The organism is Shewanella livingstonensis (assembly GCF_003855395.1).
In the GTDB taxonomy this organism is placed as follows: domain Bacteria; phylum Pseudomonadota; class Gammaproteobacteria; order Enterobacterales; family Shewanellaceae; genus Shewanella; species Shewanella livingstonensis.
On record NZ_CP034015.1, the window covers coordinates 1,371,156 to 1,384,092 of the forward strand.

Sequence of the window (12,937 nt, forward strand, 5' to 3'; positions counted from 1 at the left end):
ATTTAAACGCTTAATCATGTTCGAATATCACTTCTTTTAAATCATGAATGGTATCCACATCTACATCGCCTGGCTGATTACTCCAGGTGACGCGCAGATAATTGGTTAAGTCTTTAAGTTGTTCATCACTCAACTTCTCGGCATAACCTGGCATGGCATAAAAGCTGGTGGTGGTGTTGTAGTGTTGGCTTTTTATGCCTTTAAGCATAACCGCGACAACATTGTGTGGGCTAGCCTTATCTAATGTGGCGTTCCCCGCCATTGCTGGAGCAACATTAGGTCGACCTTCACCATTTTGACTATGACAACCAGCGCAATAACCCATGTATAGGTTGTATCCGGGTAATTCACGCTGGTGGCCATTAAAGGTCAGCGCTTTAGCTGCAACGGTTTCGTCAGTATCAAGCAGATAACTGCTTACCGCATGCATGTCGGCATCAGTTAAGTGGCTAAAACTGTGGTAAACCACAGGATACATGCCACCAAATACCGTACCTTTGCGAGAATAACCTTCAGTAAACAAAGACTTTAAATCATCATGAGTCCAGTTTTGTCGGTTAAGTTCAGCAGGAGTAATATCTGATGCCTCTAAACCTTCGATAATAGCGCCTTGAAAATGCTTATCTTGCTCCATGGCAAATAAGCTGTCTCGAGGAGTATGGCATTCACCGCAATGACCTAGCGCATTGACTAAGTAATTACCTCGGTTCCAAGGCTCACTTTTGTCTTTTTTCGGTGCAAACTTTTCAGCATCATGGGCGATTAAGTTCCACGCCTTCAGGCCAAAGCGCACGTTAAAAGGAAAAGAGACATCATTGTCGAGATTGGCTTGCTTGATGGGTTTAGTGCTCATCAAATAAGCATATATCGCTTTGGTATCTTGATCCGATAACAGGCTGTAAGAGGTGTAGGGCATGGCAGGATACAAATTACCGTTAACGCCGACGCCATGATGCATAGCATCAAAAAACTCGTCATAACTGTATTTGCCAATTCCGGTATCTTTATCTGAGGTGATATTGGTTGAATATACCGCCCCAAACGGGGTTTCAAATGGCAGTCCACCGGTTAACTCTCGTCCACCTACTGCAGTATGGCAGGCCACACAGTCGCCAATTTTCATTAAATAAGCACCGCGTTCGAAGTCGCTACTGTTAGTACTAACCTCATCAGCCGCGTTGCTGGAACAGGCGAATAAACCCAAGCCTAAACTTAAACCCAAAATCAGTAATAGATTTTGGCTGAGCTTTATTCGCGCCTTTACTAAACGGCTTAAGTGATATTGGTATAATGGTTTCATGACAGGGTTAACCCCTTTGTCTTGAGGATTAAATCTTTCATCCCAGCATAGTATTTTACATAACCAGTACAACGGCAGACATGTTCGCCTAAGGCATCTTCAATCACGCGTTCTACTTGATCTTTGGCAATAGGTTTACGCTCTAGTCGCTCAATTAATGCGGTCGATTCATTGACAAAACCCGAGGTACACCAACCACATTGAAACGAGAAATGTTCCAAAAAGGTTTGCTGTACAGGGCTTAGAGCAGTGATTTCGCCCTGAGCGTTTTGCTTAGCATGGCCTTCAACCGTACGGATACGTTTACCGTTGAAACGCTCAACACCGTTGATGCAAGTACGGACGACTTCACTCATGCCTTGTTCGTCATCTACGATGACAGTACAGGCATGACACACCCCAGCACCGCAACCAAACTTAGTGCCAGTGAGGTTTAAATACTCATGCAAAAATTCAATCATCATGGTGCCATCGCCGACGTCAATCGGGCCAATAGCTTGGTTGTTGATAGTTAACTTAATTGACTGGCTCATGCCATGGCCTCCTTGATTTTTTTCGCTGTCATTGGTAATTCGTAAAAACGCACTGCGGTAGCTTGATAAACGGCTTCAACTAGCGCAGAAACCACAGGTATCATGACCACCTCGGCAATGCCGCGGCTCGGATCCGTTTCAGACAACTGCGGTAAAATAGTATGTTGCTGGCTCCAAACCCCAACGTGTCGTGCTAGCGGCACCTTATAACGGTTGATATTCCAAGTGCCATTACCGGCACCGGCTTCAAATGGCGGTAATTCTTCATGCAAAGCATGACCAATCCCCATCGCAAGACCGCCTTGTATTTGGCCTTCAACTAACTCATTCACAATCACTTTACCGGCTTCTAACCACGTGTGAGAACTGAGCAAGCTGACTTCGCCATTACCTTCATTCACGGCAATTTCAACTAAGGTTGCACACGGAGCATAGTAAGTCACCATGGCATTATTAAGCTCAGCCTTTGGATAGTTCATGGCTTGACGATCAATTAAGTGATAGCCGTTTGAGCTCATGCGGGCTTTACGATCTGCGCTACCATGATATTTGTCACCTTCGCCGTATTGCAGCGCTAATGCATCTAGGGCAATGCGCTCTTTGGTGCCGAAAATTTCAAAATCAGCTTCAGCCCAAGCCCAACGGTTAAAGGCATGGCCCATTACGCCAACCACTAAACCTAAATCGTGAGCACGCTTGGCGAGAATGTCGATTGAAAGCGGTGGGAAGCCCATGGCAGTTAGCTTGCCATCAGTCCAACGACCATCACGAGAATCATTGAGATTGGTTGCGCCCATTGGTGTGTTGAAATACAACTCGTTCCAAATCGACACCGCAGCAGGCCAAAGTCCGTGACGATAAATAATATCGGCGGCAATACGAGTGACATGGCTTTGATAATACGCCGACATAGATGCCGATGATGCCATGGCTTTAACGGGTGTCCAGCGTGGGTTGGCGGCCATTTCATCTTGGCGTTGCTGGGAAATAATGTATGGATTATCGGTCTGCACCAATTGCATTGCATCCCAAATATCTATTTCAGCCAGTTTTACTTCGTGGGCAAAATTACCTAATGACTCACTAACCACAACCGCTTGAGACGTTTGCGTGCCAGTCCCCATTTCGATAAAGCCAATTTCTAAGGTTATTTTACCGTCTTTGGCTAATCTAATTGCCGCACTTGGTGCAGCAGCACCAGTACCATAATCTTTGGTCGCCATACCAAAGCCTACGCCGTAACGCATGCCTGGATTTTTAGCTTCATAATTAGCCTTTGTAGCAGCTCGGTTTTGCCATACAGGGGCTTGTTCAGCCATGTCGAGCATTTCACGGTAGCGTAGGGTGCCATTAGGGATAGCGCCTTGGGTATTACGCTGTCCTGACTCCATCACGTTAGTGGCGCGTAGCTTAAACGGATCAACATTTAACTCAGCGGCTATCTCGTGGATCATGCCTTCCATTGCAGTCATCGATTGCAATGTACCGTAACCGCGCATCGAGCCCGCATCTGGATTACGCGACGCGTAAGAGGTGGCAATAATATCGTTGCGCGGCGTGTAGTAAATACTTTGCATTGCCGTTGCGCCAACGGAGGTGACCGACGGACTGAAGTTAACGCGGCCACCGCCATCAACAGTCATCTGTGAGGTTAACGCTTGAATTTTCAAGGTGGCTTTATCTACCGCTAAACGACTCTTCATGATGAAAGGATGACGCTTAAGACCTGATTGAAATTGCTCAAAGCGGTCGTTAGCTAAACGTACGGGACCGTTAGCATAAATAGTGGCTAGCACGCCATAATACGGGAATATTGAATGATCTTTAGCGCCAAAACCGCCGCCGATATAAGGCGAATGTACCACGAGGTTTTTAACTTTTTCTGCTAATGGACCAGACGACAGCATGTGCACTGCCATCTCTTGAAAATCTTGTGGAGATTGCGAGGTAATAACCGTATGGAACGTTTGGCTACTGGCATCAAACCAGCCATTAAAGGCTTCAGGTTCCATCATCATCGGGTCGATAATTTGAGTGCGGTACTCGCGCTCTAATACTTGCCATTGTTGGCTTTCTTTTGCACTTTCAATTTGTTTTTCTATTTCGCCTGCATAAAAAAGACCGCGTTCTGACACAGTACCTTTGGCACTCGGATCGCCAGACCATTCTGGTTGATGGTTCTTAATGTTGGGAAAAAATAACCCATCGTGCAACGGGCTATAAACATCTTCACGAGCACCATTTTCACCTTCTACCCGAATAAGACGCCAGCTGGCATAAGGGTCTTTAGTGTCAGATACAAAAGGGGTTTTCTCACCATAACGTAGTAGCGCATTATCAAATTGTAATAATGACTTTGCTTGTTTAAACGCGGGGAAACTGTCGAATAATAATATGGCTACGGCGTGGCCCAGATAAGCGGCAGTTTGCCCTTCAGGCAACAACATGTTGTCGCCGTAAAACTCAGGTAGTTTTACCTTATCGCGTGCTAGATCTGCCGCGGTAATGACTTTATATGGTTTAGCTGAAGCTGGAAGGTGGTCAAGGGAAAATCCTTGATAAATATGCGATGCATCGGCTGCGCGTAAAATAAAGGCGTAGCCTTGCTGTTTTGGCCAGCCAGCCATGTCCATTGCACGGTAATCTCGGCCATAGACTTTTTGGCCAGTGACTTTAGCGATACCGTCGTTGCGAAATTTAGGTTTAGATTGGCCTTTAGCCTGTGTTTGCCATTGTGCTGCCAGCTCAGGCGAGATGATCGACGCATTGGCGCGACCCATTTCCCACAATAAAGGCGCTGAATATACAGCGACCCCACCAATGACACATTGTTTTATAAAGCTCCGGCGCGACGCATTTGATATATCCATATCTCACCTCAGTTTCTCTTAAGGGGAAAATCAGACGTCATGTTAGTCGTCGCCCGATTTAGACTCATTTACTTGATTGTAATAACTAATTTTAATTGCGTAGAATCTAAATTAGCACCCACCACGGTAACATATTGATATAAAGATGCATATTGTCGATTGTTACAGGACTTTTCTAGTACATACAGCATGGTTGAGTAATTCAGCTTTTTGATGATTTAATCTGCGAATAAGTCATTTTAGCGGTCGAGTTAATGATAAAAATAATGTTGCTTAGTTTTAGCATCGTCATAATGACCATTGCTCAACTATTGAGTGTGTTATTAGCGTTATTATTATTTTTTATTGTTGAATTAAGTACATAGACAGTAAAGTATTCATGATTTAATTGAGCTTGTTGAGCTTATTATGCAGATTAATTATTTAATTTTAGTCAGTATAAAAAATAATTGGGTTCGATAATGATTTTTTGCTTTATTTTTTAATTAGTCGTTTGATTTGTAAGGCTAAAGTTATCAATTTGTTTTACTCGTGTCGTCATTTTTGGTGTTTAATAAAGATCAAGGTTAACTGCTTAGCGATGAGTTGAGTTTTCGATATTACGAAGTGGTCTTATTTTTACCTTTATTACGCCGAAAATTTATTCTCTTTAATGTGTGATGTGACTTATTCAAATTGTGAGGTATTGGTCAATGATATTCCAGAAATTATACTCATATTTACTACTTTTAGATGGGAATGGTGGCTACAAAATCCTTAGGTTATTGTAGTGAATATTGCATTTAATTATTTTCCATGGCTTCAATGTTATTGAGTGCCCACAGTACTTAATTTGGCCTTGTTGGTACAACTATTTATGTCTTTTTTGCAAAAGGCAAAGGCAGCTTGAAAAGTGATTACTGTCCATTACTAAGGTTATGTTAACCAAACCATATTGCAACTAGGCTGCTGTGAGTTACCACTAAAGGTTGTGTAGAATCATTGCCAAGGTTAATTTTTACCTCTGTTTATATAATGCCAATATTTCCTATAAGTATGATCATGCTCATATCGTAGACCTCAACCCAAACTAATTTTAACAATTAACAAACACCTTTGTTACTTAAGTTGCTAAAGTCGTAAACCTGAATGAACACTTGTGCTGTAAAACGCTGCATCTGTCTCATTTAGCTAACTGTTTAATCCAAGTTGATTCGGTACACTGCGCGCCCTTGATAAGTTGCAGTGTCTAAACGCCGCTGTTTAGCCAGTGCCTTGCTAACCTAAATCAATCATTACGTAACAAATAACTAAAGGATACAAAATCGCATGCAGTTTCCAACACACCGATTTTACGAAGACATTATGGCTTTGTTTTGTGCAGGTGTAATGGTGTCTTTAGGCGTGACACTATATACCAGTAATCAGCTTATTACTGGCGGTACTGCAGGCTTAGCGATAATGGGAATGCATCTAACATCGTTAAGTTTTGGGATGTTATTTTTCTTAGTTAATGTGCCTTTTTACTACATCGCTTGGACTAAGCTCTCTAAGCGTTTCACCATCAACACCTTCATTTCGGTGTCACTCATCTCGGTAATGACTGATTACATGCCGATGTTTATTCATATAGACAATGTGCATCCATTATTTGCCGCCACCGTTGGTGGTATGCTGATTGGCGTCGGAATGTTGATTATGTTCAGGCATAAGTCGAGTTTAGGGGGCTTAGGTATTTTAGCGCTGTACTTGCAAAACAAGTACTCAATCCGTGCAGGTAATTTTGGTTTATTGGTCGATACCATCATTTTAAGCTCTTCGCTGTTGATGTTTCCTTTTGAAGTGGTGTTATTGTCGGTTATGGGCGCGGCTATGCTAAATGTGTTAATTGCGGTTAATCATAAACCCGGTCGTTACCAAGCTTATGTCGAAACTAAAAAAGTTAGCGTTGCCGCATAAATAGGGCTGTATTTGCCTATTTTATATATTGTTAGCCTGTGTTGTTGAACTAACGCAGTTTGAATTGACATAGTGCTGCTGCCCATAGTATCCGAAGCATCCCAATTGTTGCGACAATATTTTCTTCGCCACATTAATATCAAAAATAACAAGATATAGCGGGGGGATTGATGGGACTCAATACACTCGTTAGATAACCTAGAATAATGGCCCCTCTCAAATAAAATCTTGCCCTGCAATGTCTCAATTACTGCACTCTTTTGTGTTAGATCAATGTTACAAACAACAACACTATTAACATGCTAATTTACCACTTACACTACAAATAGCTTAATTACCTTGAGTAATATTAATGAAACCAATTATTTGTAGCAGTGCATTAGAGGCCGTGTCCTTAATTGAAAGTGGTGAAACCCTGTGGACTCATTCCATGGGGGCAACCCCAACATTATTGTTAGACGCGTTAGCCCAACATGCGTTAACAAAGCATGGTTTAACATTATTGCAGTTGCATACCGAGGGTGCAGAGTCGTTAAGTGCTCCCAGTTTAAAGGATCATCTACGCCATCGTTGTTTCTTTGCTGGCACACCCACGCGCTCGCTGTTGCAACAAGGTGATGCCGATTATGTGCCAATTTTCCTCTCTGAGGTGCCCAAGTTGTTTCGTTCCGGCGAACAGCATATCGACACTGCTATCGTTCAAGTTTCCCCACCAGATAAACATGGTATCTGTTCGTTAGGTATATCGGTTGAGGCAACGTTAGCGGCCTGTCAAATGGCGGGTAAAATTATTGCTCACATTAATCCCATGATGCCTCGCACCCATGGTGACGGTTTTATTCATTACAATAAGTTCGCAGCTGTGTATGAACAGAGCATGCCTTTACCACAACATCTATTCGCCCCAAGCGATGCGATAAGCTTGGCTATCGGCCAGAATGTGGCCAAATTAGTACTTGATGGCGCTTGCTTACAAATGGGCATTGGCGCCATTCCAGATGCTGTATTGGCGTGCTTAACCGAACATAAAGATTTGGGCGTTCACACTGAGCTATTTTCTGATGGCGTGCTTAATTTGGTCGAGCTTGGCGTGATCAATAATAGTCGTAAGAAAGTCCATCCCGGCAAGACGGTGACAGGCTTTGCATTGGGTAGCCAACGACTTTATGACTTTGTTGATGACAATCCTTCGGTGATATTCATGGATATTGAGCAGGTTAATGACACTGCGATTATTCGTAAAAATCCGAATGTAATGTCAATAAACTCCGCGTTACAGGTCGATATTTCAGGGCAGGTGTGTGCTGATTCACTGGGCACGCAAATATACTCAGGTGTAGGCGGGCAGATGGACTTTATCCGCGGCGCAGGCCTTTCTGAAGGCGGCCGATCTGTCATCGCATTGCCCAGTACTGCGGCTAATGGCACAGTGTCTCGGATTGCCACAGTCTTGTCGCCAGGTGCTGGTGTGGTAACCACCCGTGCGCATGTACACTATATTGTCACAGAGTATGGAACCGCTTATCTACGCGGCAAATCGTTGCGCGAGCGAGCCCGAGCGCTTATTGATATTGCCCATCCTAAATTTAGAGACCAGCTTTGCCAAGAGGCTTTTGAGATGTGGCGACTAAAGGTTTAAATACTGTGGTTGGACAGTTTGAGTCAATTTTTTGTTTATGGCCTGCGGCCACTAAAGTCGTGGCGCTTCGCCCACACCAGAGCAAGAGGAAACCAACGGCTGTTCCCTCTTTACTGTTTATAAAAGAATTGGCCCCTGCCGTTCCGGCAACATTTTCGCTTTTTATAAAACAACAGCTGCGAAAAAATTGCGACGGAAAGTAATCCAGCTTTTGACTTTATTTGTAGACAGCTTCAGCCCATCTTATTAATAAAGAGTGAAAATGCTAACGCTTCCGATGGTACATCTGATGTGAATGGATTCACGAATGTCGTGATGGCAGGATGCCAAGGAACGACCTGTACCGTGAAAGCTAGCCTGAGGTCCTGTCAGGCTCACGCATTCTTTTATAAAGAGTCTTCAACGTCCTCAAGTTCAGAGTTGAATTTAGACATTTTAAAGCAGTGACTAGCTCATTTTTGCCCGATTCCTTGCTAGGGATGCCAATTCGCCGATTTCAACTTACTGAATAATTTTCAGTCTATTCGGGTAATAAAGGTTTGCTCGTCATCCACAAAAGCTACAAAGCCGCCGTGATAGATAAATACTCGACCACGCCCCTCAACTAAGCAGGCAAGCTGTGGGGTCAAATCTTCTTCGTTACCCTGTCTTTGATATGTGCCGATATCGGTGATTACGCCGCTGAGAGTAGGCAAATATCTATAAGTGCGCTTGGCTTGATCAATCAGGTTCAATTCGCTGGCGGTAGAGAAGCAAGAGGGTATCGTACCGGCTTCTTCGATAAACATAGTTTTCAGTTCTTCAAAAGCTGTGATCACTAGCCAGTCGATGCCGTTAACATGATGGATAAACATTGAGTTTCTCGGTAATTCTGATGCGGAGATTTTAACATTATCAGGGCAGAACGTAGTAGAGATTTAGTAATTCGGTGCAATTTACGGTCATTCACTAGGCCACCTTGAAACACGTCTTTGCCCCAAAGTGAGTTTCAAATATGGCCCGCGGCCATTAACGTCGTGGCGCTTCACCCACACCAGATCAAAGGGGTAAAGCGCTTGTACCCCTTTGCAAACCCTCAGCGTTCCGGCAAAATTTTCGCTTTTTAACCAAACAACAGCAGCGAAAAAATTGCGACGGAAAATTATCGAGCTTTTAACTTCATCTGAGTTTTCCTCGGACTTATTCGAAAATGCTAACGCTTCAGATGGGGCGTCCCTTCCCCTCTAAAGCTAGCTGGCCGTCCATGGCCAGCTCACGTCATTTTCTTCAACGGCCTCAAGTTCAGAGTTGAATTTGTCCCTTTTAAAGTCAGTATATCAGACACGTTTATGCCCCAAAATGATTTAGTAGCGTGACTTTAGGCCAACTCTGGGACGCAACTATTGACCAAATTTTAGTAATGCTACAGAGAGACAAAAAATAAGTTAGTGAGTTAAAACATTGGTTACACCAATTGCCTTAATTCTACATGTTGTTATGCTATATCCGTATCTATATTGAACTTTGATACAATCGATAATCTTATCAGTTTTAATAGTAACTCTCTAAAATCTAAAAGGAACTTAGATAGATGAATAGTCAACAAAAAATATATGAAGTATCGGTCATTGACATTGAGGATGATTTAACTCGCATAACAGGTGACCGTACCCTCGCAAAAGCTCATGCTCAATACTCTTAGTATTTATTATCGCGGTGAAATCATTGACTCGGTAAAATATAAAGAAGGCATCATTTCACAAGCAGACTTGCTGCAATCCCGTCGAGTGCGTTGGGAACACATGAAGATGCACTCTACTAAATTAGCTGAGAACATGTCTGCAGCTAATCGCGGAAAGAGGCCTAAAAATATTGCTGCTCATCATATTGTATCTTGGAGTGATATGCGCGCCGCTAGATCCAGATTAAGATTAGCAGCTTTTGGTATAGATATAGATCATGAAGCGAATGGTGTTTACCTTCCTAGATTTCAAAAGCATGTCCCAATGGATTCAATGCCTGATGCTTATTCTCACTCAAAGATACACTCCGGTAAATACTATCTGAATGTCGAATATTTACTTGAGGATACTATAGCCGAGGGATTAGGCCATCGTGGGATTATTGAAACGTTACGTGATGTGGCAGAAGACCTCAAAAATAGTGTATTTCCAATTAATTCATCTTTAGCTGCAGCAGGGTAATACTAATATAATGACTTCAAAATTTAATAAGGTGTTTAGCGTATATCTTGACCCCGATGAATTTATGCTTTTGAATGAATCTGCATTTGAGCATGTTTTGCAATTGACTGAAAATAAATTGCTTTCATTTAACGGTAATACTTCAATGAATGAGTTTTGGGGATTACTTAATGTGGTTTGGCAAGTTGAACCTTCGAACAAACAGAAACTTAAAGTACCAGGTATAGCTGGCTTAGGAGCTTCTACTTTTGTTGTTTCTCCAATGTATTCGCACTTATTCTTTAATGATTTTGGAGACAATATTGAGCTTCTAGAATGTAATAAGGACGGAAAAAAATGGTTTGCATTTAATGTGTTAGGGTTTGATAACGCTTTGAATGAAGAACTTAGTGAAAGAAATATGCGTAATGGTCGACCTGATAGGATTCGTAAGTTTAAGCGTATGGTATTTAACAAGAGTGGTATAACTAATCCGAACCTATTTAGAGTACGCGAAACAGGTCTTTTTTATTACACTACAGATGCAGAAAATAGCTTATATTCAATAGTTAAAAATAATAATATTTCAGGGCTCTTTTTTAAAGAAGTAGAGTGCTATTGAGAATAAGATTTTTGTTATTTCTTTCATATCTGAAAGCTATTGATGCCATAAAAGGTGATGTTGACCTAGCAAAAATCTTCGGGTGTGAAGCCCGTTATCTTCGCTTTCTTTTGAACCATGAAAAATATTGATGAATCATGCACATGTTTCAACAATGTCACAATGTAATGGTCCAGCAAATCTGGCTTGCCGTTTTTAAGTAATTGGGACACTAGAAGTTATCTGAAAACCAAATTTCATTCGATCTTTGTAACACAGCAATGCCCCTTTATTGGTTAGAACAAAGATTTCTCCTCATTTCATTAACTCGTCATTTGACCAAATTTTGCTTATGCATGACATTCGTCTACAGAATCGAGGGAACATAAGTTTAAAGTAGGAACATTATGTAAGGTAATTCAGATATTTATCATTGTTTGCATTTAGTGCGATAATACCCGTAAATTTAATGGTGGTGTTGGTATGATAATAGGTAAGAAAACCGAACAGCTTCGTACCGGTGATTTGGTTCTGCATTGCGTTCAGGTCGAAGTGTTTCAAATAATGGATGATGGACTCAAAATGTCGGGTCACGGCACTATTAAGGTTAACGATGTCGGGACAATCTACATGGAGTTCATTTGCACCACTAGTGAAAGTGTACCTCGTGCGATGTTTAGTGAAAGTCTACCTAAAGACCCTTTAAATGAAGAACACAAGTTGTATCTCCGTGCTCAAACAATTAGCGGCGACGTGTATGTGTCTGACGGTTTTTCTATCAAAATCAATATGAACTCATCGTTCCCACCAGTCCATCACTACATCTTCTTATCGTCGATTAATTGCTGTTCTACCGCTGAGCCGCATCAATCAAAAGAAGGTAATTACCTTTACTTTGAATTTACAGAGCATTTCAATATCCCTGCAAACAAGTCTAATTCAGTGGTTTCTAGCCTTGGTGGTGAGTCACACAGTCGGAATCAGACAGTACTGGAAATGGATGGTTATTCAATATCTATGATCAAAAAGCTAGATTACACAGAAGTGAGTGTAACGGGATGCTTTGACCCTGAAGAACTCTTGACATGTTTAAAGTTCTATATTGGGTTTTCTAGCGCATCTATGCCTCAGTTTGTTTATATGCTGAAGCGCATGGGTGAAGACGAACAAGAGATTATTTCCAGTATAGCTAACAATCAAAAGCGCCAGCGATCATCTAGCCCAATGGTCGAAATTGTTGCTGATAAAAAGTACAGAGACTCGGTTTACCACTACAAGTTATTAGACAATATAATCAGCCTGCACAAGAAGGACCCTAGGCAATTTGAGAGTATATATTCTCAATGGGAGAGGGTGTGGTGCTCATTCCAGTCAAATAATAGCATTATGACTCTAACCTTATCGGTCGCTATCGAAGGACTGTTAAATGATATCTATATACCTGCTATCAAGGTAAAACAAAATAACTTAGAGTTGGAAGCTGAAATAAAGAAGGTCAAACAACAGATTAAAACGCTTGATCTAAACGATGACCAACGCAATCGGATTCTGGGAAGCGTGAGTTACTGGAAGAATATTACAGCAACTAAAGCTTTAGATTACTTGATTGAACATGGTGTAATAACAAGTGCAGATAAGAAGTTGTGGAAAGAGCTTCGCAATGAAAGTGCTCACCCTAAGGTCCGAGAAGATAATTTGGCTAAAGAAAAACTGGAACGAGAGAAAGTATTGTCCTGCTTAAACCTATTCCACAAAATCGTGTTGAATACACTAGCGTTTTCTGGGCCTATTTGGGTCTTACAAGCAGGTAAAGTGCCTACTTTGGAAGAGTTGATCCATACCGAAATCTTAAATTGATGCGTACAGATTAACTTGCTTTGTTGAATAGTCTCCT

9 protein-coding genes are annotated in these 12,937 nt (G+C 41.9%); 5 read left to right on the forward strand and 4 right to left on the reverse strand.

What is annotated here, in order from left to right:
- Nucleotides 1–10: 10 nt before the first annotated feature.
- Genes EGC82_RS05950 through EGC82_RS05960 form a run of 3 tightly spaced genes read right to left on the reverse strand, consistent with a single transcriptional unit; the run spans nucleotide 11 to nucleotide 4,703 of the window.
- The gene (locus EGC82_RS05950) at nucleotides 11–1,300 is read right to left on the reverse strand and encodes a cytochrome c (protein WP_124729948.1); all 1,290 of its coding nucleotides are present in this window, start codon (nucleotides 1,298–1,300) and stop codon (nucleotides 11–13) included.
- A complete protein-coding gene (locus tag EGC82_RS05955) occupies nucleotides 1,297–1,833 on the reverse strand; it encodes a (2Fe-2S)-binding protein (protein ID WP_124729949.1) in 537 nt (178 codons plus the stop codon). The genes EGC82_RS05950 and EGC82_RS05955 overlap by 4 nt, the downstream gene beginning before the upstream one ends.
- The gene (locus EGC82_RS05960) at nucleotides 1,830–4,703 is read right to left on the reverse strand and encodes a xanthine dehydrogenase family protein molybdopterin-binding subunit (protein WP_124729950.1); all 2,874 of its coding nucleotides are present in this window, start codon (nucleotides 4,701–4,703) and stop codon (nucleotides 1,830–1,832) included. Before EGC82_RS05960 ends, EGC82_RS05955 begins: the two co-directional genes overlap by 4 nt.
- 1,308 nt (nucleotides 4,704–6,011) lie before the next feature.
- Here EGC82_RS05960 and EGC82_RS05965 point away from each other — a divergent pair.
- Nucleotides 6,012–6,641: a YitT family protein gene (locus tag EGC82_RS05965; protein ID WP_059746567.1), complete on the forward strand. Its 630-nt coding sequence runs from the start codon at nucleotides 6,012–6,014 to the stop codon at nucleotides 6,639–6,641.
- 352 nt (nucleotides 6,642–6,993) lie between these two features.
- Nucleotides 6,994–8,280: an acetyl-CoA hydrolase/transferase family protein gene (locus EGC82_RS05970; protein WP_124729951.1), complete on the forward strand. Its 1,287-nt coding sequence runs from the start codon at nucleotides 6,994–6,996 to the stop codon at nucleotides 8,278–8,280.
- A 515-nt stretch (nucleotides 8,281–8,795) separates the two neighbouring features.
- Here EGC82_RS05970 and EGC82_RS05975 read toward each other — a convergent pair.
- On the reverse strand, nucleotides 8,796–9,134 hold the full coding sequence (locus EGC82_RS05975) for a hypothetical protein (protein WP_059746565.1): 339 nt from the start codon (nucleotides 9,132–9,134) through the stop codon (nucleotides 8,796–8,798).
- Nucleotides 9,135–9,920: 786 nt separating this feature from the next.
- On the opposite strand from EGC82_RS05975, the gene EGC82_RS05980 reads away from it, so the two are divergent.
- From EGC82_RS05980 to EGC82_RS05990, 3 genes are all read left to right on the forward strand, one after another.
- The gene (locus tag EGC82_RS05980; RefSeq protein ID WP_244212545.1) at nucleotides 9,921–10,463 is read left to right on the forward strand and encodes an AHH domain-containing protein; all 543 of its coding nucleotides are present in this window, start codon (nucleotides 9,921–9,923) and stop codon (nucleotides 10,461–10,463) included.
- 10 nt (nucleotides 10,464–10,473) lie between these two features.
- Nucleotides 10,474–11,064, forward strand: a complete 591-nt coding sequence (locus tag EGC82_RS05985; protein WP_124729952.1) for a hypothetical protein — start codon at nucleotides 10,474–10,476, stop codon at nucleotides 11,062–11,064.
- Between the two features lie 462 nt (nucleotides 11,065–11,526).
- Nucleotides 11,527–12,900, forward strand: coding sequence for a hypothetical protein (locus EGC82_RS05990; RefSeq protein WP_124729953.1), 1,374 nt, complete (start codon nucleotides 11,527–11,529; stop codon nucleotides 12,898–12,900).
- Nucleotides 12,901–12,937: the final 37 nt, after the last annotated feature.